The sequence below is a fragment of the Uliginosibacterium gangwonense DSM 18521 genome (assembly GCF_000373965.1).
GTDB lineage: Bacteria > Pseudomonadota > Gammaproteobacteria > Burkholderiales > Rhodocyclaceae > Uliginosibacterium > Uliginosibacterium gangwonense.
Genome location: NZ_KB892834.1, coordinates 177,532 through 197,202, shown reverse-complemented (window position 1 = coordinate 197,202; position 19,671 = coordinate 177,532). Strand labels below are relative to the sequence as shown.

Below are 19,671 nucleotides of genomic sequence, written 5' to 3'. Positions count from 1 at the left end.
GTAATGTGCAGCGTGCCAGCGCGACACAACTGCCATTATCCGAATCCTAACGGTTTTTGCTCAGTTCGTAACGCGGCAAACGCAAACCGATGCAAATACTCACCGCAGCAATGGCGGCGCAGACCAGAAAGGTCATGTGAATCCCGCCAATCAGGCCCTGACGGGCAGCCTCCAGCAAGGGGGCGGTCTGCGCCCCTATTTGCTGGCCCACAGCATGAAGGGCGCTTTGGTCTTCTGCCCGGATCAGTACCTGGGGAGTGCTCAAAAGTTGCGCAAGTCTCACGTCCCCCTGGTGTGCGGCTGCCAGCGCAGCCTGGGTGTAGTGCGTGAAGGTTGTATTGACCAAGGCCCCGGCGAAGGCCACGCCGATCATGCTGCCCAGCATGCGCGTGGTCTGTACCAGCGCCGTGCCAGCCCCCAGATTGCGGGCGCCCGCCACCGCATGCATCTGCAGGGTGAGGTTGGGCAACTGGAAACCCAGGCTGATGCCACACAGGCCAAAGGCAAGCATCGTCCAGACTTTTGGCGTCTGCGGGGTCAGCAGGCTCAGCAGCAGGCAGCTTGTCAGGGTGCCGACCTGCCCCCAACTGATCACCCGCTCCGCCTGACTCAGATGGGGCAGGATGCGTCCGTTGATGATGCTGCCAAGGGTGATGCAGACCAGCAACGGCGTCATCACCAGCCCGGCTTCCTTGGGTGAGTGGCCAAAGCCTCCCTGCAGCAGCAAAGGCGCGTAGAAGATCAGGGCAAACATGGTGGTGCCGGTGAGTACCCCCAGCGCAATCAGCTTGCGCACCCCGGAATTGTTGAGCAGGTCGGGCGGTACGATGGGGGCCTGGGTGTGGTACTGGTGCCAGATAAAGAATGCCCCGCAGGCGCTGGCAAATGCGACCATGCCCAGCGTCAGCAGGCCAAAGCCAGCAGTCTGGGCGCGTTCCGAACCCAGCAGCAGTCCGCAGATTGCGATGGCTAGCAAAAGCGCCCCCAACCAGTCGATACTGCGATTCTCGCCATCGTGCTGCACGATGAAGGGCAGGTAACGCCATACCATGCCCAGTGCTACCACCGCGATGGGCAGATTCACATAGAACACGCTACGCCAGCCCGCATGCTCGGTCAGCCAGCCCCCCAGTGCTGGGCCGATGGCATTGGCGACCCCGAAACTTGCAGAGAGGATGACCTGCCAGCGCACCCGCTGCACCCGATCCGGGAACAAATCCGGCACGCACGCAAAGGCCACTCCGATCAGCATGCCCCCGCCCAGGCCCTGTACCCCACGAGCGACCATCAACTGCATCATGCTCTGTGCCAAGCCACAGGCGCCAGAGGCCAGTGTGAACAACACGATGGCGGCAAGCACGAAAGGCTTGCGCCCATACAGATCGCCCAAGCGCCCGGCAATGGGGATGGAGACGGCACTGGTCATCAGGTAGGCCGAGGCGATCCAGGCATACAGATCGTAGCCGCGCAACTCCGCCACAATACGTGGCATGGCGGTACCCACTACGGTGGAATCAATGGCGATCAGCACAATCACCAGACTGATGCCTAGCATGGCCAGCAAAGAGGCGCGAAAGCTGCGGGCTTGGGGTCGGGGCTGGCTCATACACCCTCCCGCTTGGTCGGCTGATCCAGTTGCGCCAAGGCATCAATCAAGGTTTGCAGCGCCTGCGCAATCGGGGCGTGGCGCTCCTCCGGGATATGCTCGAACAAGGCTTCCGCGTGTTCATCCAGTTGCCCATTGGTGACTTGGGCCAGCTCGCGCCCCTTGTCCGTGAGGTGCAATTCCATGCAGCGCCGGTCAGAGGCCAGCGGTACGCGCTCCACCCAGCCTTCCTCTACCATCCGGTCGATCCCTCGGCTGATCCAGCTCTTATCCAGCCCCGCGATGCGCCCCAGCTCGCCCTGCGTCAGCGGGCCGTTACGGAGCAGCATCCCGAGCAGGCGCCCTTGCGGCGGAATCCCTTGGTCATGGGCAAAGCGCCTTTGGCGGATGAGGTAGAGGCGCACGAATTCCCGCATCAAATGACCGGGCGTGTGGGAGGAGGAGGGAAGATCAGACATGGCGTTTTAACTAGTTGCTATACGCAACAGTCTAGGCGTGATTGTTGTGTATAGCAACCAATTTTCAATCGCCCCTGTATCAAAGAAAAAGGCTGGGCCATGTCACAACATGGTCCAGCCCTATGTCTACTGCGCTAAAACGCGAATCAGGCAGCGCTTTGCCGCTCGCGTTTTGTTACACAATCAACGGTATTTCAACGATATTGGTTGATCTCATCCCGCGTGGCGAGTGCTGCCTTGCGGGCCGCCTCGGCAAAATCCTCACCCTGGCCTGCGTACAGGATCGCACGGGAAGAATTGATCATCAGCCCCGTCCCCGCAGCCGTTTTGCCCGCATTCACTGTGGCCTGCACATCACCCCCCTGCGCACCGATACCCGGCACCAGCAGCGGCATCTCACCCACAATCTTGCGCACGTCGGCCAGTTCCGCCGGGAAGGTTGCCCCGACCACCAGCGCGGCTTGGCCGTGGCGATTCCACTTCTCTGCCACCAGACCGGCTACGTGCTGATACAGCTTGCGCCCGCCTGCCACCTCCAGGTTCTGCAGATCAGACCCGCCGGGGTTGGAGGTGCGGCACAGTACGATCAACCCACAATCCGGGTACTCCAGATAAGGCTCCACCGAATCGAAACCCATGTACGGATTCACCGTCAGCGCATCCGCCTGGTAGCGCACAAAGGTTTCGCGGGCGTATTGGGCGGCAGTCGCGCCAATGTCGCCACGCTTGGCATCCAGAATCACCGGGATGTCCGGATGTTCGCTATGGATGTAATCGATCAGCGCCTCAAGCTGAGTCTCTGCCGACTCGCCTGCAAAGTAGGCTATCTGCGGCTTGTAAGCACAGACCAGATCCGCCGTGGCATCCACAATTGCCCGGCAGAATTCAAAGATCGCATCCGGCTTGTCTTTCAGATGCGCCGGAAACTTCGCCAGATCCGGGTCCAGCCCCACGCAGAGCAGGGAGTTGTTCTTTTGCCACGCGGCAGCAAGGTCGGTAATGAAAGGCATTGTATGGGCTTTCAGCAAAGGTAATGGCGCAAGTGTACCGGGAAGCGGGCAACTCGCCAAAGGGGCAAGGCTTGCACAGCAATGAGGACTCGGCTACATTAATACCGATTCCCCTCTAGGTTTGCTGCTGCGGAGGGCATATGCCCAAGGCTTTTTGCCTTGGCGATCTCTTATGCCTGATATGAAAGCAGCAAATGTCCCACTATTCCCGAATGCAAAAAGCGCTTGGCCGCCATGGCGTTGCATTGTCTTATGAAAATGGCGTTTATCACTTAAGCCGCGCGGACGCGTCTGCCCGAGTATTGTTGCCTGCTGATCTTCCACTGGAAGAAAAAGCGGTTGAACAACTGCTGGCATTTGCCTCCGTGCGCAGCCCAGATGGGCAGCGTGGCGTCAAGGTAGCCTGCGCCACACCGGATTTTCACCCTGGTACGATTGCCCCGGTGGGTGCTGTTGTGGCCACGGATGCTGATTTTGTGATCCCTGCCAGTGTGGGGACGGACATCGCCTGCGGCATGCGCCTGATCCGCACAGGCCTGCGTCTGGCGGATTATGAACAGCACCGTGAGCGCATCATCACCCGTCTGCGCGCTGTGCTGCTGGATAACGAACGGAATGTGCCACTGAGCAGCGCCGCCTTCTGTGCCTTGTTTGACGGTGGCCCGCTGGATTTCCTCGATTGTCTGCCCCGCGAAGGGCTCTGGCAATACGTGGATGTGCAACGGATCGCCCGCGAACTGGAAGCCAGTGTCGGGCTTGCCGATATACAGGCTGCCTCTCGCCATGCACCAGAAGCGCTGGTCGGCGGGCGCGAGGTGCTGCGTGATCCGCAACTGGGCACCCCTGGCTCTGGCAACCACTTTATCGAACTGCAATGCGTCGAAAAAATTCTGGATCGGCATGCCGCCTATGCCGCAGGGATTGCACTGGATGAGGTGGTCATCATGATCCACACCGGCTCGCGTGATGTGGGTTTCTACGTGGGCGGGCGCTGGATGGATCGGGCGCGTGAAGCCTGGCCTGCCGGGCGCAAGTATCCCGCCAGCGGCCTGTATGGTCTGGAAGGTGCACTGGCGCAAGAATACCTCGTGGCCATGGGCACTGCCGCACGTTATGCGTGGCTCAACCGTGTTGTGATCACCGAGCTGATTCGCCGTGAATTGAAGGTGATTTGTGGCAAGGATGATTCCAGCACGGTGGTGGAAGTGTCCCACAACATCGTGACGCAGGAACAGGGCATGAATATCCATCGCAAGGGTGCAACCCCCGCGCATGCCGGACAACTGGCCTTGATTCCTGGCTCGATGGGAGACGCCTCGTTTCTGGTGATGGGGCAGGGCCAGCAAGACTGGCTGTGCTCCTGCAGCCATGGGGCGGGAAGGCGCGTGCGTCGCCAAGCTATGCGCCATGCAGAAAATGTTGAGGCTGCCTACGCATGGCATTGTGTGACCTTGCGCGAGGAACGCCGTATGGAGGAGGCACCCCAGGCCTACAAACCCATCGGCCCAGTGATTGAAGTGCAGGAGCAGGCAGGTCTGATCAATACAGTTGCCCGCATGCGCCCGTTGGTGAGTTTCAAGGCTTGAGGATTGCGCCGCCTGTTCTGGAAAGGGTGGGCGGAGCAATGGCTGATTCTGAGGCTGCTGCGCCAAGTAAACTTTGTTAGTTTCCCATTAAGGCTATAAAACTAACTACAAACACCGCTACATAATCTCACCATGTGTCGCTTAGTAGTATTGGTCTCGCTGAAGGTGTTTGGTAAAGATTGATAAATTTAACTGGCCTTGAGATAGAAAAATGAGAGTCCCATTTAAAAGATCAACAATTAATGATGCAATAGAGGGTCTCGGCGCAAACGGGCTCAATACTCATAAAATTGTCGTTGCGGTTGGTTCTGCACAGCAGAAAATCAATAAGAGCGGGCCGTTCAAATTGTCGAGAGTTACTGACGAATACCCATATTTCTCACATCTATTAAATGGGATGGTGCAGAGTTTTGTCCAAGAGCTACCTGATTTTTCCGATGATAAAGGTGTTGCGGTTATGTCGGATTTTGGCGGAGAACACCCAGGGGCACGATTTAATACATACTCTTTTTTGTTTCTCGCCTACGACAAGATAAAAGTCTTTCAAGAAAATATAAGAGAATTGAGGGCTAAGTATGGATTGCTAAAGCCTTATAGCGAATTTTCCTATAAAGATCTTACGTATGGCCCTAGAAGTCGCGCCCTGCAAGAGTACCTGCAATTAGTTGATAAATATATTCATGGGGCACTTATTACTATTGCAATTAGTAAGCAGATCCAAACTGTGTTTGGACGAGATAAGCAACAAGCTCACCCTGAAATACTTGAGCAACTCAAGGATAGAGGGCTTGGTGAATGGAAAGGGCTCTCTGCGGAAAAAGTTCTTCGGGTAACTAATATTATCGCAGCGTTTGTTGCATTGCTGACCTATGAAAATCAGAAGCTAATCTGGTACTGCGATGAAGACTCTATCAATGAAAATGGTAGAAAAAAGAATTTCTTGCACACTACCGATATATTTACTCAGACTCTGGGTATGTATATGGAGCATAAACTCAACAGCATGGGGCTAGGTAAGTCTTTTGACGAAAAGGGTCATTTGGATGACCTTCTGAGCGTCTCTGATTTAGCCGCTGGCGTAGTTCAGGATTTGTTGGAGGACTATGAAACCAATGTAGGCATTTCGGGAGGTGAAGAAAAATCTGCAGTGATCAGATGGATTGCGACACCCTCCAAATTTTTGTCAAAGATCACCATTCAAATAGTGAAGCAGAAGGATGGTAGTTTGGGTTATGGTCTTGTAGATATGTCATTGAAGTAGTGTGTGTTTTGACAAAACAAAAACGCCCGGCATAACCGGGCGTTTTTGTTTGGCATAATCGAAAATCAGGCCTTGGTAACTTCCGCGTAGGCCCATTCCAGCCAGGGGAGTACGGCTTCGATGTCGGCGGTGCAGACGGTGGCGCCGCACCAGAAGCGCAGCCCTGGGGGGGCGTCTTTGTAGGAGCCGATGTCATACGCCACGCCTTCAGCGTCCAGCAGCTTGACGATCTTCTTGACCTGTTCCGGGGTTGCATCCAGCGAGAAACAGACCGAGGTGTTGGAGCGGCAGGCTGCGTCTTTGGCCAGGAAGTGAATCCACGGGGTCTTGGCAACGAATTGCTCGAACGCGGCCAGATTGGCGTTGCTGCGGCGGATGAGTTCCGGCAGGCCGCCGATGGAGTCGGCCCAGGCAAGTGCGTCCAGATAATCTTCGTTGGCGATCATCGATGGGGTGTTGATGGTCGAGCCTTCAAAGATTTCGGCCATCAGCTCACCACCCTTGACCATGCGGAAGATCTTCGGCAGCGGCCATGCGGGTTTGTAGCTTTGCAGACGGGCTACAGCGCGGGGCGAAAGTACCAGCATGCCGTGCGCACCTTCACCGCCGAGCACTTTCTGCCAGGAGTAGGTGACCACGTCGAGCTTGTCCCACGGCATGTCCATGGCGAAGACGGCGCTGGTGGCGTCACACAGGGTCAGGCCTTCGCGGTCGGCAGGAATCCAGTCCCCGTTCGGAACCTTGACGCCGGAGGTGGTGCCGTTCCAGGTAAACACGATGTCATGCTTGGGGTTCCACTGGGCGAGGTCGGGCAATTCGCCATACGGGGCCTGAATGTGGCGTACCTCAGGCAGTTTGAGCTGCTTGACGATGTCGGTAGCCCAGCCTTCGCCGAAGGATTCCCAACTGAAAATGTCGATGGGGCGGGCACCGAGCATGTTCCACATGGCCATCTCGAACGCGCCGGTGTCCGACGCGGGGACGATCCCGACGTGGTAGTCAGCAGGGATGCCGAGGATACGCTTGGTGTCGACAATCGCCTTGGTCAGACGGGATTTGCCCAGGGTGCTGCGGTGGGAGCGGCCCAGAATGTCGGTCGGCAGGTTGGCGAGTGAGTACCCCGGGCGCTTGGCACAGGGGCCCGAGGAGAAATTCGGCGATTGCGGCTTGACGGTTGGCTTCACGACTGGCTCCAAATAAGGGCAAGGGGAAAACTGAACGCACCATTATAGCCTTGTAGAAAACCCTTGGGCCGGAAACCTTGGCGTCTTTGATGTGTTCCAAGTGCTTGTCCTGGCGAGCCTTTCTTGGCAGCTATGCCCTGATGGACGATGGGGCAGGAAGCCGAGGGGAGTGCTAAAGTGTCTGCCATGCGGGGAGTGGATGACTATCTGGCATCCAGAGGGGGCGGGTATGCGTGTGCGAGGAGCGGTGGCAGGGGTGTTGGCCTGTGTGGCGTTGGCCTGGGCATCATTGGCGCAAGGGGCGGAACAATTGATACGTTACCCGGCAGGGGTTGCGCCGGGGGATTTCCGCTATGCCTATCCAGTACGCATGTTGCAATTGGCGCTGGACAAAACCGCGCATGAGTATGGCCCTGCGCGTGCCACACAGGCACCGCAACCCATGACGACTGCGCGCATTATGGCCGAGCTGGGTCGTGGCGAGCTTCTGGATGTGGCGAGTTTCCCCGCCGAACATGGCTTGGCGCAGCAGTTTGTGCCGGTGCCCATCTGCATCCGCAAAGGGATTCTGGGCATCCGTTTGCTGCTGATTGACGGACGCCGTCAGGCAGAGTTTTCTGCCATCCATGATCTGGCAGGCTTGAAAAAGCTCACCGCCGGCCAGGGGCGGGATTGGGTGGATACCCGTATTCTGCAGGGCAATGGCTTCAAGGTGGAAACGACTGCCAGCTATGAAGGCTTGTTCGCCATGCTGATGTCCGGGCGCTTTGATTTCTTCCCCCGTGGCGTGTATGAACCTTTCATGGAAGTGCAACAGCACGCCCAGCAGATGCCTCATCTGGCGCTAGAGAAAACCCTGGCGCTCTACTATCCGTCTCCGGATTTTTTCTGGGTGCGCAAGGGTAATGAGGCACTGGCCGAGCGCCTGCGCAAAGGGCTGGAAGCTGCGGTGGCGGATGGCTCTTATGAAAAGCTGTTTCAGCGCGAATTTGCTGAAACTATCCGCACGGCCCATCTGGACCAGCGCCGCATCCTGCAGATGGATAACCCGGAATACAAGGCCATGCCGCATGCGGGTGATGCACGGTATTGGCTCGCTGACCAGCAGTCCACCGCCAAGTCCCGGCCATAGTGTGCGTGAATTGATGTTACGGCTCGCCCAGGCGTGTGCGTAGCGCAGGCGAAAGGCCTGCCATGAAGCGCTCCACGGCAGTGGTGTAAGCGCCCGGTTGGCCAAGGTTTTCGTTGATTTGCGAATGCTTCAGGGCTTGTGGCAGCATCTCTACTCGTAAGCCCATGTCATGCGCCTTGTCGGCGAAAGTCTGTGTGCCATCACATGGATGATCGGGCCGCGTGGAGGAACATACCGCGAACAGGGGCGGGGCCTGCCTGTTCAACTGCTGCATGGGGGAGGTGGCCTGCCAGAAAGCTGGGTCACTGCCAAACGCCTTGTCATAAAACCGGAAGTGCCGATTCTGCATGACGGTGACAATATCCATGGCTGCCGTATCCAGCGACACCGTTCCCAGCCAGGGTCGGGCACCCAGGGCCAGGGTTCGCTCCGGCGGGCTGTTGATGAGGCTCACCAGATGGGCGCCCGCCGAATGCCCCATGAGTACGAAGGCATCGGGATTGGCGCCCCACTCCCGCGCTTTGCCTTGTGCCGTGGCCAGGGCACGCCCCACATCCTCTGCCTGTTGCAGCGGATCGGCCTTGGGGAGCAGGCGGTAATTGACCGAGATGAAGATGATGCCGCGCGGCAGCCAGCGGGCCACTTTGTTGTTGACCACACGGGACATCGCCTTGTCGCCCGTACGCCACGCCCCGCCATGCACCATGAAAATGACGGGCGCATTGGCTGGGTTGGCGGGCAGGTACACGTCCATGCTTTGCTTGGCGTCGCTGCCATAGGCCACATCGTGCAGCACCTTGGCACCGGCAGGCAGGGCCAAGCGTGAGCCGGTATCGTCGTCCTGCTCCAGTGCGTCGTCCTGGCTGGCCTCGCGCCGTTCGCGCAGACGATCCAGGAGCGGCCCGGCAAAGGCCTGGCTGGTACACAGGGCACAGAGAAGCAGTAACAGCAGACGTTTCATGGCGGTCCTTTCAGAACCTGTTCATAATCTTACTGCGAGGCTGTGATCGGGGTTCATGCGCTACTCGAAATCCTCATTTATCCACATAAACTCCGGTTTCTGCGCTGCTCTTCACCCCGCTGACAGCCTCTCGCTACAGATTCTGAACAGGTTCTCAGTCAAGGTCTGCCATGATCTTAGCCGCCCTCCGCGAGCAAGGGGAGGGCGATCTTGTTACCAAGTATTACCGTCCGCGTTGATCAATGCGCCTCGTCCCAGTTGGCACCCACGCCCACTTCAGCCAGCAGCGGCACCTTGAGCGTGGCCACCTCGGCCATCAGGCGTGGCAGGGTGGTCTTGACCAGTTCGAGTTCCTCGGGTGGCACTTCCAGGATCAGTTCGTCATGCACCTGCAGCAAGAGCTTGCTTTGCAGGCCATCGTTGTTGAGCCAGTCATAGACGCGGCGCATGGCGAGCTTGACCAAATCGGCTGCCGTCCCCTGCATGGGCGCATTGATGGCGGCACGCTCCGCCCCCTGACGGCGCCCGACGTTGCTGCTCTTGATCTCCGGCAGCCACAGGCGGCGCCCGAATACCGTTTCAACATAACCCTGATCGCGGGCCGCGTGGCGGGTGGCTTCCATATAGGCGGCCACACCGGGGTAGCGGGCAAAGTAGCGGTCAATCCAGCTTTGTGCTGCGCTGCGCTCGATTTCCAGTGACTTGGCCAGCCCGTGCGCGCTCATGCCATAGATCAGGCCGAAGTTAATGGTTTTGGCGTAGCGGCGTTGCTCGCTGGTGACTTCTGCGGTTTCCACGCCGAACACCTCGGCAGCCGTGGCGCGGTGCACGTCTTCCCCTGCAGCAAAGGCTTCCAACAGCCGTGCGTCACCCGACAGATGCGCCATGATGCGTAGTTCGATCTGCGAATAGTCGGCAGAGACGATATGCCATCCACTTGGCGCGATAAAGGCGGCACGGATGCGTCGTCCTTCTGGCGTGCGCACGGGAATGTTCTGCAGATTGGGCTCTGAGCTGGCAAGCCGCCCGGTAATTGCGCCGGTTTGCGAAAAGCTGGTATGCACGCGTCCTGTTTTCGGGTTGACCATGCGCGGCAGCTTGTCGGTATAGGTATTCTTGAGCTTGGCCATCCCACGGTATTCCAGGATCAGCTTGGGTAGCGGGTAGTCGAGCGCGAGCTGGGCCAGTACCTCTTCATCGGTACTCGGGGTGCCGCCGGGGGTCTTCTTGAGTACCGGCAGCTTGTCGCGTTCAAAGAGCAGTTCCTGGATCTGCTTCGGGCTATTCAGATTGAATGGCTGACCGGCGACCTTGAAGGCTTCCTGCTCAATCTCCATCATCTTGCGGCCCAGTTCGTCGCTTTGCTGGGCGAGCAGGAAAGCGTCAATCATCACGCCCTGGCGCTCCATGGCCCAGAGCACTTCCTGCACGGGTAGCTCGATCTCCTTGTACACGCGGGTCAGCGAAGCCTCTGCCGCGATGCGGGGGGCGAGTTTGTGGTGCACGCGCAGGGTGACATCGGCATCCTCTGCGCCGTAGGCGGTGGCTTGTTCAAGTTCAACGTCATAGAAGCCGATGGCCTTGGCACCCTTGCCACAGATGTCGGTATAAGACAGTGTGGCCAGATCGGTGTGGCGGTTGGCCAGCGAATCCAGATCGTGGTTCTTGTCGCTCTCCCAAGCGGCAGATTCCAGCAGGGTGTCATCGACGATGCCCCGCAGGCGTATGCCGTGATTGGCGAGCACATGCATGTCATACTTCAGGTTCTGGCCCAGCTTGGGTTTGCTGGCATCCTCAAACCAGGGCTTGAGCGTGGCCAGCACCTCATCCAGCGGTAATTGCGCCGGCGCGCCAGGGTAGCGGTGGGTGAGCGGCAGGTAGGCGGCTTCGCCTTCGGTGATGCAGAAGCTCATGCCAACCAATTGTGCCAGCATCGGGTCCAGGCTATCGGTTTCGGTGTCGAAGGCGGTGAGGGCTGCTGCGTTGATCTTTTCCAGCCACTGGGCGAGCGCCTCATGCGTCAGGATGCACTCGTATTTCTCACGATGGGCGCTGCTGCGTTCCGCCGGGGGCATATCCTCTGCTGCGAACAGGCCGCCTTGTGCTTTCGCGGGTGCAGCATTGGGTGTTTCTGCGGGTGCGTCCGCCTGCACGGTGCGCAACAGACTCTTGAATTCGTAACGGGCGAATTGCTCGGCCAGGGTGGTTTTGTCCACCTCGCGCCAAGTCAATGATTCCAGCGGCTCGGGCAATGCCACATCGGTGGCGATGGTGACCAGCCTGCGCCCCAAGGGCAGGAAATCCAGGGTATTGCGCAGGTTCTCACCCACCACGCCCTTGATGGCGTTGGCATTGACAATGATGTTGTCAAGCGAGTCGTATTCTGTGAGCCATTTCACCGCCGTCTTGGGGCCGCACTTGGGCACGCCGGGCACGTTGTCGACCGTATCCCCCGTCAACGTGAGGTAGTCGATGATGCGTTCGGGCCGCACGCCGAACTTGTTTAGCACCCCGGCTTCGTCCAGGGTTTCGTTGGTCATGGTGTTGATCAGTGTCACGCCAGGGCGGACCAATTGGGCCATGTCCTTGTCGCCCGTGGAAATCACCACTTCAAAGCCTTGCTCAACGGCGATGCGGGTCAGCGTGCCGATCACGTCATCGGCCTCCACCCCTTCCTGCACGATCACCGGCCAGCCCATGGCGCGCACGCAGGTGTGGATCGGGGCAATTTGGGCGACCAGATCTTCGGGCGTGGGCGGGCGGTTGGCCTTGTATTCGGGATACCAGTCGTTGCGGAAGGTCTTGCCCTTGGCATCGAACACGCATACCGCATGGCTCGCACCTGATGAGTAGCGCAAGGGGGCGAGCATGTTGAGCACGCCGCGCAGCGCTCCCGTCGGCTCGCCTGCTCGGTTGCGCAGGTCAGGCATGGCGTGGAAGGCACGGAACAGGTAGCTGGAACCGTCGACGAGCAGGAGTTTGGGCATTGGGGGAGTCCTGACAGGGGCGATAGGGCGCCCACTAAAAAGCAAACGCAGAGATTATCGCATTCCGCCGGGCTGATGGTGCCTGATTGTGCCTTGTGGCGGCTGCGCGGGCGGGTTAGGATGGCACGGACGCTCGTTCTCCCCCTTCACTGTTGGTACGAACCCATGAGTGCAAAAACAAAATTACCGCCTTTCAAGGCTGTTTCCGCCGATGACCAAACCGAACAGGCGCGCGAGGCTTGGCGGGTCTTTGGCATCATGTCTGAATTTGTCGAGGCGATTGAACGCCTCAAGCCCATCCGCCCGGGGGTGAGCATCTTCGGTTCGGCCCGTACCAAGCCGGATGACCCCAACTATCAACTCACCGAGCGGATCGCCCGCCTGCTGTCGGACTCGGGCTTCTCGGTGATTTCCGGCGGGGGCCCCGGCATCATGGAGGCAGCCAACAAGGGCGCGTTCTATGGCAAGGGCTTGTCGGTGGGCCTGAATATCCAGCTTCCCCATGAACAGAGTGGCAACCCCTATCAGGATATTTCGCAGACCTTCCGCCACTTTTTCCCGCGCAAGGTGATGTTCGTGAAGTTTGCCTCTGCCTTCATCGCTATGCCCGGTGGTTTCGGCACACTCGACGAGCTGATGGAAGCGCTCACCCTGATCCAGACCGGCAAGGGCCGCAAGATTCCGGTGATCCTGGTGGGTAGCCAGTTTTGGAGTGGTTTGCTGGATTGGTTCAGGAACACCCTGGTGGCGCAGAAAATGATCAATGCCGATGATCTGGAACTCATCCAGGTGATTGATGAGCCGGAAAAGATCGTGGAAGCCATCTTCCGCCACTACGAAAAGCGCGGTTTCAACGAGCTACCCAATGAGCATGAGGCCATGCTCAACCTGTAATGAATTTTGTGGAGGCCCCGATGCCCAGGCTCAATCGTGAATGGCATGCCCAATACCGTATGCCGGAGCGCGCAACGCCCGAGCAACGCATCGCCTGGCATCTGGAGCACGCCCGGCATTGCAGATGCCGCCCGATTCCCGAAGGTGTGCGGGTGCTGATGGAGGCGCGTGGCATCGCATTGCCCGAGCCTGAAGAAGACTGATTGATATTGGAAACAGATATGCAGCAAATCCGCTGGGGCATCCTCGGCTGTGGTGATGTCACCGAAGTCAAGAGCGGCCCGGGCTTTCAGAAGGCCGCTGGTTCGCAACTGGTCGCCGTGATGCGTCGCAACGCCGCCCTGGCGGAAGATTACGCCCTGCGCCACGGCGTGCCACGCTGGTATGCCGACGCCCAGGCCTTGATCAATGACCCCGAGGTTGACGCCGTCTATGTGGCCACGCCACCCGGCTCGCATCATGAACTCGCCTTGCAGTGCGCGGCTGCAGGCAAGCCCTGCTATGTGGAAAAGCCCATGGCGCTCAATCAGGCGCAGAGCCGCGCGATGTGCGAGGCCTTTGCGGCCAAGGGTGTGCCGCTCTTTGTGGCCTATTACCGGCGCGCCATGCCGCGTTTTCAGAAAATCCGTGAGCTGGTGCTCGATGGTGCCGTTGGCGCAGTACGGTATGTGAATCTGGCCCTGCACCAACCCATGCCGGCAGAGGACGCCAATGCAGCTACCCAGCCTTGGCGGGTTGACCCGGCGCTGGCAGGCGGCGGGCGCTTTGTGGACATGGGCTCACACCAACTGGATTATCTGGATTACCTGTTTGGCCCGATCACCGAGGTGCACGGCCAGTCAGCCTGCCAGAGTGGCGCCTACGCGGTGGAAGACACCGTAACGGCGAGCTTCCGCTTTGCCAATGGTGTGCTGGGTAGTGGCGCATGGTGTTTTGCTGCCGGGGATCAGTTGGATCACTGCGAAATTGTGGGTGACAAGGGGCGGCTGGCCTTTGCCACCTTCAACGATTTTTCCGTTAACCTGATCACGGCCGCAGGCGTGGAGCAATTTACCATCCCCAACCCCGACCACGTGCAGCAACCCCTCGTCCAGATGGTGGTGGATGCCTTGCTGGGTCGTGGCGAATGCCCCAGCACAGGGGAGAGCGCGGCACGGACGGATTGGGTGATTGACCAGATTCTCAATAGGTCCTGATTATTAATGCCTGCGCGCAGGGTAACGCGGCGCAGGTGCCAGCGTCTCGAACTGATGCAGGGTGTCTGAGGGGCGCTCGCCAAAGAAGCGCCGGTAGTCCACCGAGAACTGGCTCAGATTCCAGAAGCCCCAGGCGGTTGCCGCATCCTGCACCGATGTACAGCGCCCCGTGCGCAGGAAGCGGCGCACTCCGTTGAGCCGCATCGCACGCAGGTACACCGCCGGGCTGGTGCCCAGCACATCCTCAAAGGCATATTGCAGGCTGCGTCGGCTTAGGTGATAACGCTCGCAGAGTTCCGGCACGCTGGGCACCCAGTCCGGGTGCTGGTGAGCGTATTCGAGAATCTGGCCCACCACCTGCCGCCTCCGGGCAAGGCTGGCGCAGGTGTCGTGGCCGACATCCTGACAGGAACCGGCCGCGCCCACAAAGGGCAGCAGGAGTTCCATCACCGTATGTTCAAGGTCGCGGCAGGCCGCATGGTGCGGATTGGGCACCGAGTGTTGGGCCAACTCGCTGAAAAGATGCTGGAGCAGGCCGACTGCCGCTTTGCGCAGATCGGTGTTTAGGGCGATCCAGCGGGCGTGTTCCAGGTTGCTCCAGTCGGGCGTGATGCCCTGGGCCTGACAGAAGTTGTCCAGCGCTTCGTGGCGCACGACCAAGCCGAAAATCCGATGCTCGTCCGGGGTCACCAGTTCAAAGTCGGCGTCTCCAGGGCGCACCAGAATGGCGCCATCAGGGGCTTCACGTCCGTCCACCCTGGTGCCGTCGTGATGCACAGGAATGCCGAACCACAAAGCCTCTTTCCAGACCTTGCAGGATTGGCGCACCGCCTGGCTGGTATGCTCAAAAAATACCTGTGTGTTCGGCGTCCAGAACTCGGTGAGTGTGCCGGAAAAGCGCCCTGCCGAAAGCTGGTCGTAGTGCTGCTCCCAGGCGCTGAGGTTGTCGGCGTGCTCATCCACATCATGGGCATTCACACTGCGCAGACGTAATGCATCTGGAATGTTTGCGTGGCTTATGCCATAGTCTGGATGCGGGTTCATGACGACCTCCTGCCGAATTGCCAAATTTCGATAACGCTGGGTGCCAAGCCTCAATAAGCTGTATCCAAAGAGTGCTGGCACGGTTTATCTAGCAACGGCCATGCCATGAGCCAAGGTGGGATGTGATGACGACATACAAGCATACGGTCGGTGGAGCAAATTACGTGTTCGAGGATTTGCGCACGCTGATGGCACGCGCAACGCCCTTGCGCTCGGGCGATTGCTTGGCAGGCGTAGCCGCCGCCACGGCTGAGGAACGTGTGGCTGCGCAGATGGCCCTGGCCGCCGTGCCGCTGCGCCGCTTTCTGGATGAAGCCGTGGTGCCCTACGAGAGTGATGAGGTCACCCGCCTGATCATGGATACGCATGATGCAGAGGCTTTTGCACCCGTGGCCCATCTGAGCGTGGGGGATTTTCGTAACTGGTTGCTGGCCGAAGACGTGGATGCCGCCACCTTAAGCGCCCTGGCACCGGGGCTGACGCCAGAAATGGTGGCCGCAGTCTCCAAGATCATGCGCAACCAGGACTTGATCCTGGCAGCGAAGAAATGCCGGGTGATTACACGCTTCAGAAACACGATCGGATTGAGTGGAAAGATGTCCACGCGCCTGCAGCCCAATCACCCCACGGATGATGCCGCAGGCATTGCGGCCAGTGTGCTCGATGGCTTGATGTATGGCAGTGGCGATGCGGTGATCGGCATCAACCCCGCGACCGATAATGTCCCGCAGGTGATCCGGCTGCTGGAAATGCTCGATGCCATCATCCAGCGCTACGAGATACCCACCCAGTCCTGCGTGCTCACCCACGTCACCAATACCATTCAGGCGATTGAACGCGGAGCGCCGGTGGATCTGGTCTTCCAGTCGATTGCGGGCACCGAGGCTGCCAATCGTGGTTTCGGCATTGATCTCGCGGTGTTGGGGGAGGCACGGGCGGCTGCATTGAGTCTGCGGCGAGGGGCGGATTTTGACGGTGTCATGGGTGACAACGTGATGTATTTCGAGACCGGGCAGGGCAGTGCGCTCTCGGCCAACGGCCATCACGGCTGCGACCAGCAAACGATTGAAGCACGCGCCTATGCCGTGGCCCGCCATTTCAAGCCACTTCTCGTGAATACGGTGGTCGGATTTATTGGCCCGGAATATCTGTATGACGGCAAGCAGATCATCCGTGCCGGGCTGGAAGATCACTTCTGCGCCAAGCTGCTGGGCCTGCCGATGGGCTGTGATGTGTGTTACACCAATCATGCTGAAGCCGATCAGAATGACATGGACGTATTGCTAACCCTGCTGGGCGTGGCCGGATGCAATTTTGTGATGGGCATTCCTGGTTCAGACGATGTGATGCTCAACTACCAGACCACTTCTTTCCACGATGCCTTGTATGTGCGCGAGGTACTGGGCCTGCGCCCCGCGCCGGAGTTTGATGCCTGGCTTGCGTACATGCGCATCACCGCTGGCGGGGCGGACTTCCGCCTGGCCGACAGCCTCTCGCCAGCCTTTCAACGCGTGCTGGAGAATGCCGCATGAAACCCAATGTCATTCGCCTGGACCCCTGGACGGGGTTGCGCCGTTTTACCGATGCACGTATCGCGCTGGGGCGCGCCGGGGTGAGCCTGCCGACCCAGGCGCAACTGGAATTCCAGCTCGCGCACGCACGGGCACGAGATGCAGTACATGCCCGGCCCGATTGGGATGAGATCGAAACCGCACTCGCAGCACTTGGGCTGCAGACGCTGCGCGTATCAAGCAAGGCGGCTGATCGCAGCACCTATCTGCAAAGGCCGGACTTGGGGCGTCGCCTGGATGACAAATCAATTGAGGTGCTTCAGGCTTGTTCGCGGGCGCTGAATGCGAATGTGATGGAGCAGGCCGAAGATGGTGCCGACATCTGTTTTGATGTGGCGTTTGTCGTGGCCGACGGTTTGTCGGCCTACGCCGTACAGCGTCAGGCAGTCCCCTTGCTCGAAGCCGTGTTGCTCTTGTTGCAGGCCGAGCGCTGGCGCATTGCGCCGGTGGCCTTGGTCAATCAGGGGCGGGTGGCGGTGGGCGACGAGATTGGTGCCTTGCTCAAGGCGGCAATTGTGGTGGTGCTGGTGGGGGAGCGCCCCGGTTTGTCTTCACCGGATAGCCTGGGGGTCTATTTCACCCACACGCCCCGCCCCGGCATGACGGATGCCACGCGCAACTGCATCTCCAACGTGCGCCCGGCAGGGCTGCCTGCCCCGGCTGCTGCGCACAAGCTGTGTTATCTGCTGAGTGAGTCACGGCGGCGCAAGATTTCCGGCGTGGCGCTCAAGGATGATGCGGAAGTAGAGCTGAATCTGGCCACGGCGAATCGCAACTTCCTAACTGCGGATTGATTGATCAATCAGGTAGCGTGGAGTGCGGCCAGCGCAGCGGCCAGATCGCCTTCCACGATTTTGGCGGGGACGGCCAGCATCAGGTTGAGCGGCAGGCCGAAGTGCTCCACCTGCTGACCATCACGGTCAAACAGGCGCCCGTCACGTGCAGTCAGGTCCTGGGCCTGCCAGCGTGCCACTTGCGTGGTGGTGTCGATGCGCTCGGCCACATAGCCGATGACCCGCTTGCCCAGCGCCAGCGCAAAGCCCACCTCGAAACAGGTGCCCGAATCCGGCTCGGCCCCCCGAAAGGCGTTCAGGTTGGCCAGCACCACGTCAGCCGCATGGATCATGGCGATGTTCTGCTGGTAGATCCCCACGGCATCACTCGCGTTGCCATCCAGCGGGATGAGTGCTTCCACCCCGTGGGCGTGGCACAAGGCCCGGGCGGCTTCCGCCCAGGCCAGGGCATCCGGGCGGAAAACATCCGGGCCAGCCAGATAGGCCCGCATCAGATGGTTTCCTGCTCCCCGCCCAGCGCTTCAAGCACGGCCGGGATCAGGCGACGCAGCTCGCCGGTCATCAGCGCGAAATCGGCATCAAACTGCTCTTCGCGCGTGGCTGCATCAGAGGCGCCGCCTTCATCGGTCAACGTATCCAGTGGGGTCAGGCGCTTGATCTCGAACTTGTCGGTCAGGATGAAGCTCACCTTGTCGTCAAAGGTCAGCGCCAGCTTGGAAACCTGCTTGCCCGCAGCGATGTGGTCGCGGATTTCCTCCCCTTCTAGGCTGTGGCGCACGTAGCGCACGGCGCTGGCCTCATCGGTCACGGCACGCAGCTCGCAATCCTGATCAATGGTGAAGCCATCGGGCGCTTCGCCCCCGGCGAGCCAACCTGTCATCGCAGCACCGGGGCTCATCTCGGTGTTCAAAAGCTTCAGCGGCAATTCGTCGAGCGCCTTGTGCAGGCATTCGATCAGGGGCTCGGCTGCGGTGCGGCTGGAAGCATCCACGGCCAGATAACCATCCTTCGGGTCGATCCAGGCGTACACTTTGCGGCGGCGGGTGAAGGCACGCGGCAGCAATTCCTGGGTGACGGCTTCCTTGATCTCTTTCATCTGCTTGCGGCCGGGCTTGAAGCCTTGCTGGGCTTCCAATTCCTCGGCGCGATCTTCGGCCACCTGCTTGACGACTGAAGAGGGCAGCAGACGTTGCTCCACGCCCAGGGCGATCATCCACTGACCGTCTACACTGTGGACGAGGGCGTCTTGCAAGGGGGCGGACCACCCCTGGGTGGCCTGATCCTGGCTCCCGCAGGGTTGGAAGACCAGGCGGGCAAGCTGCTCGGAGAGGCGATCAGCGGTCATGTCCCAGTGGGGGGGCAGGCGGTACAGTTGAAGGTTGCGGAACCACATAGATGCAAATGAGGGCTGCTGAAAAGTTGCGATGATAAGGCCTCAACGCCGCTTGTGCTTGCCGCGTGTCACGAATGTTCGATTCAAGGAGGCCCATAATGTGCCTGCATCGGGTTGTACCAGTATTGTTCGTCTGCCTGGGGCTGAGCGCCTGCGGGCTGACCGAGAGTGCCTCGACCGCTGCGACGGTGGCGGCCGCCCAGGCCAAACAGGCCGAGCAGGCCAAGCAGCAGGAGGCGCAGATCCGCGCCCAGCTTGATGCTGCCAACGCCCAGGCCGAGCAACGGCTCAAAGCCGCTGACGAAGCGGCCAAGTAGTGTAGGGCGGGGGCCCATAAAGGCAGTATCATCCCAACCCCGGCTATTTTTGGCCGGGACGGTTTCTTTTTGGAGTGTGAAGGTATGAAATTGAAGGCATCCAAGCCACGTAACCCCATTATCGTGGCCATGCGTCAGCGCAATGGCGCCGGGGCGCATCAAAAATCGGGCAAAGCCCAACGGCAGGCTGAACGGCAACGGTTCCAGCGTGCGCTCAAGCGTGGTGAAGGGGATTTTGTTCAGCGTATTGCCGCAGTGCGCTGAACACAATCCTTTT

General features: G+C 59.6%; 19 protein-coding genes. 10 read left to right on the top strand and 9 right to left on the bottom strand.

What is annotated here, in order from left to right:
* Nucleotides 1-46: 46 nt before the first annotated feature.
* From B145_RS0100915 to pyrF, 3 genes are all read right to left on the bottom strand, one after another.
* Nucleotides 47-1,606, bottom strand: coding sequence for an MFS transporter (locus tag B145_RS0100915; RefSeq protein ID WP_018604512.1), 1,560 nt, complete (start codon nt 1,604-1,606; stop codon nt 47-49).
* A complete protein-coding gene (locus B145_RS27105; protein WP_018604511.1) occupies nt 1,603-2,064 on the bottom strand; it encodes a MarR family winged helix-turn-helix transcriptional regulator in 462 nt (153 codons plus the stop codon). Before B145_RS27105 ends, B145_RS0100915 begins: the two co-directional genes overlap by 4 nt.
* Before the next feature lie 194 nt (nt 2,065-2,258).
* Nucleotides 2,259-3,074 carry an orotidine-5'-phosphate decarboxylase gene (gene pyrF, locus B145_RS0100905; protein ID WP_018604510.1) on the bottom strand — a complete coding sequence of 272 codons (816 nt, stop codon included), beginning with the start codon at nt 3,072-3,074 and terminating at the stop codon, nt 2,259-2,261.
* Nucleotides 3,075-3,268: 194 nt separating this feature from the next.
* Between pyrF and B145_RS0100900 the strand changes: the two genes are divergently transcribed.
* Entirely contained in the window at nt 3,269-4,660 is a 1,392-nt protein-coding gene (locus B145_RS0100900) for an RtcB family protein (protein ID WP_026258699.1), read from the top strand.
* 211 nt (nt 4,661-4,871) lie between these two features.
* Nucleotides 4,872-5,921, top strand: a complete 1,050-nt coding sequence (locus B145_RS0100895) for a hypothetical protein (protein ID WP_018604508.1) — start codon at nt 4,872-4,874, stop codon at nt 5,919-5,921.
* Nucleotides 5,922-5,986: 65 nt separating this feature from the next.
* On the opposite strand, the gene B145_RS0100890 is transcribed toward B145_RS0100895, so the two are convergent.
* Complete coding sequence (locus B145_RS0100890; RefSeq protein WP_018604507.1) at nt 5,987-7,105, bottom strand: phosphoserine transaminase; 1,119 nt, start codon at nt 7,103-7,105, stop codon at nt 5,987-5,989.
* 199 nt (nt 7,106-7,304) lie between these two features.
* Here B145_RS0100890 and B145_RS23940 point away from each other — a divergent pair, with 199 nt between their 5' ends.
* A complete protein-coding gene (locus tag B145_RS23940; protein ID WP_157288214.1) occupies nt 7,305-8,237 on the top strand; it encodes a substrate-binding periplasmic protein in 933 nt (310 codons plus the stop codon).
* Between the two features lie 16 nt (nt 8,238-8,253).
* Here the strand turns inward: B145_RS23940 and B145_RS23935 are convergent, their stop codons facing one another.
* Entirely contained in the window at nt 8,254-9,198 is a 945-nt protein-coding gene (locus B145_RS23935) for an alpha/beta hydrolase (RefSeq protein ID WP_018604505.1), read from the bottom strand.
* 239 nt (nt 9,199-9,437) lie between these two features.
* The gene (gene polA / locus B145_RS0100875) at nt 9,438-12,185 is read right to left on the bottom strand and encodes a DNA polymerase I (protein WP_018604504.1); all 2,748 of its coding nucleotides are present in this window, start codon (nt 12,183-12,185) and stop codon (nt 9,438-9,440) included.
* Nucleotides 12,186-12,350: 165 nt separating this feature from the next.
* Here polA and B145_RS0100870 point away from each other — a divergent pair, with 165 nt between their 5' ends.
* The 3 genes from B145_RS0100870 to B145_RS0100860 are packed head-to-tail and all read left to right on the top strand — an operon-like array spanning nt 12,351 to nt 14,275.
* Nucleotides 12,351-13,079, top strand: coding sequence for an LOG family protein (locus B145_RS0100870; protein ID WP_018604503.1), 729 nt, complete (start codon nt 12,351-12,353; stop codon nt 13,077-13,079).
* A 20-nt stretch (nt 13,080-13,099) separates the two neighbouring features.
* Nucleotides 13,100-13,282: a hypothetical protein gene (locus B145_RS0100865; RefSeq protein WP_026258697.1), complete on the top strand. Its 183-nt coding sequence runs from the start codon at nt 13,100-13,102 to the stop codon at nt 13,280-13,282.
* A gap of 18 nt (nt 13,283-13,300) precedes the next feature.
* The gene (locus tag B145_RS0100860; RefSeq protein WP_018604500.1) at nt 13,301-14,275 is read left to right on the top strand and encodes a Gfo/Idh/MocA family protein; all 975 of its coding nucleotides are present in this window, start codon (nt 13,301-13,303) and stop codon (nt 14,273-14,275) included.
* Between the two features lie 3 nt (nt 14,276-14,278).
* On the opposite strand, the gene B145_RS23930 is transcribed toward B145_RS0100860, so the two are convergent.
* The gene (locus tag B145_RS23930; RefSeq protein ID WP_018604498.1) at nt 14,279-15,319 is read right to left on the bottom strand and encodes a helix-turn-helix domain-containing protein; all 1,041 of its coding nucleotides are present in this window, start codon (nt 15,317-15,319) and stop codon (nt 14,279-14,281) included.
* Between the two features lie 125 nt (nt 15,320-15,444).
* On the opposite strand from B145_RS23930, the gene B145_RS0100850 reads away from it, so the two are divergent.
* Both B145_RS0100850 and eutC read left to right on the top strand, forming a co-directional pair.
* The gene (locus B145_RS0100850) at nt 15,445-16,851 is read left to right on the top strand and encodes an ethanolamine ammonia-lyase subunit EutB (RefSeq protein ID WP_026258696.1); all 1,407 of its coding nucleotides are present in this window, start codon (nt 15,445-15,447) and stop codon (nt 16,849-16,851) included.
* On the top strand, nt 16,848-17,684 hold the full coding sequence (eutC, locus tag B145_RS0100845) for an ethanolamine ammonia-lyase subunit EutC (protein WP_018604493.1): 837 nt from the start codon (nt 16,848-16,850) through the stop codon (nt 17,682-17,684). Before B145_RS0100850 ends, eutC begins: the two co-directional genes overlap by 4 nt.
* 8 nt (nt 17,685-17,692) lie before the next feature.
* On the opposite strand, the gene B145_RS0100840 is transcribed toward eutC, so the two are convergent.
* Together B145_RS0100840 and B145_RS0100835 are read right to left on the bottom strand one after the other, a co-directional pair.
* Entirely contained in the window at nt 17,693-18,175 is a 483-nt protein-coding gene (locus tag B145_RS0100840; RefSeq protein WP_018604491.1) for a nucleoside 2-deoxyribosyltransferase, read from the bottom strand.
* Nucleotides 18,175-19,077 carry a recombination-associated protein RdgC gene (locus B145_RS0100835; protein WP_018604490.1) on the bottom strand — a complete coding sequence of 301 codons (903 nt, stop codon included), beginning with the start codon at nt 19,075-19,077 and terminating at the stop codon, nt 18,175-18,177. The genes B145_RS0100840 and B145_RS0100835 overlap by 1 nt, the downstream gene beginning before the upstream one ends.
* Before the next feature lie 98 nt (nt 19,078-19,175).
* Between B145_RS0100835 and B145_RS0100830 the strand changes: the two genes are divergently transcribed.
* A complete protein-coding gene (locus B145_RS0100830) occupies nt 19,176-19,394 on the top strand; it encodes a hypothetical protein (protein WP_018604489.1) in 219 nt (72 codons plus the stop codon).
* An 84-nt stretch (nt 19,395-19,478) separates the two neighbouring features.
* Nucleotides 19,479-19,658 carry a hypothetical protein gene (locus tag B145_RS23925; protein WP_018604487.1) on the top strand — a complete coding sequence of 60 codons (180 nt, stop codon included), beginning with the start codon at nt 19,479-19,481 and terminating at the stop codon, nt 19,656-19,658.
* Nucleotides 19,659-19,671: the final 13 nt, after the last annotated feature.

Bases quoted from the DNA above. Each gene is read 5' to 3' on its own strand.
- B145_RS0100915 (WP_018604512.1), bottom strand. From the start codon at position 1,606: ATGAGCCAGCCCCGACCCCAAGCCCGCAGCTTTCGCGCCTCTTTGCTG.
- B145_RS27105 (WP_018604511.1), bottom strand. From the start codon at position 2,064: ATGTCTGATCTTCCCTCCTCCTCCCACACGCCCGGTCATTTGATGCGG.
- pyrF (WP_018604510.1), bottom strand. From the start codon at position 3,074: ATGCCTTTCATTACCGACCTTGCTGCCGCGTGGCAAAAGAACAACTCC.
- B145_RS0100900 (WP_026258699.1), top strand. From the start codon at position 3,269: ATGTCCCACTATTCCCGAATGCAAAAAGCGCTTGGCCGCCATGGCGTT.
- B145_RS0100895 (WP_018604508.1), top strand. From the start codon at position 4,872: ATGAGAGTCCCATTTAAAAGATCAACAATTAATGATGCAATAGAGGGT.
- B145_RS23940 (WP_157288214.1), top strand. From the start codon at position 7,305: ATGACTATCTGGCATCCAGAGGGGGCGGGTATGCGTGTGCGAGGAGCG.
- B145_RS23935 (WP_018604505.1), bottom strand. From the start codon at position 9,198: ATGAAACGTCTGCTGTTACTGCTTCTCTGTGCCCTGTGTACCAGCCAG.
- polA (WP_018604504.1), bottom strand. From the start codon at position 12,185: ATGCCCAAACTCCTGCTCGTCGACGGTTCCAGCTACCTGTTCCGTGCC.
- B145_RS0100870 (WP_018604503.1), top strand. From the start codon at position 12,351: ATGAGTGCAAAAACAAAATTACCGCCTTTCAAGGCTGTTTCCGCCGAT.
- B145_RS0100865 (WP_026258697.1), top strand. From the start codon at position 13,100: ATGCCCAGGCTCAATCGTGAATGGCATGCCCAATACCGTATGCCGGAG.
- B145_RS0100860 (WP_018604500.1), top strand. From the start codon at position 13,301: ATGCAGCAAATCCGCTGGGGCATCCTCGGCTGTGGTGATGTCACCGAA.
- B145_RS23930 (WP_018604498.1), bottom strand. From the start codon at position 15,319: ATGAACCCGCATCCAGACTATGGCATAAGCCACGCAAACATTCCAGAT.
- B145_RS0100850 (WP_026258696.1), top strand. From the start codon at position 15,445: ATGACGACATACAAGCATACGGTCGGTGGAGCAAATTACGTGTTCGAG.
- eutC (WP_018604493.1), top strand. From the start codon at position 16,848: ATGAAACCCAATGTCATTCGCCTGGACCCCTGGACGGGGTTGCGCCGT.
- B145_RS0100840 (WP_018604491.1), bottom strand. From the start codon at position 18,175: ATGCGGGCCTATCTGGCTGGCCCGGATGTTTTCCGCCCGGATGCCCTG.
- B145_RS0100835 (WP_018604490.1), bottom strand. From the start codon at position 19,077: ATGTGGTTCCGCAACCTTCAACTGTACCGCCTGCCCCCCCACTGGGAC.
- B145_RS0100830 (WP_018604489.1), top strand. From the start codon at position 19,176: ATGTGCCTGCATCGGGTTGTACCAGTATTGTTCGTCTGCCTGGGGCTG.
- B145_RS23925 (WP_018604487.1), top strand. From the start codon at position 19,479: ATGAAATTGAAGGCATCCAAGCCACGTAACCCCATTATCGTGGCCATG.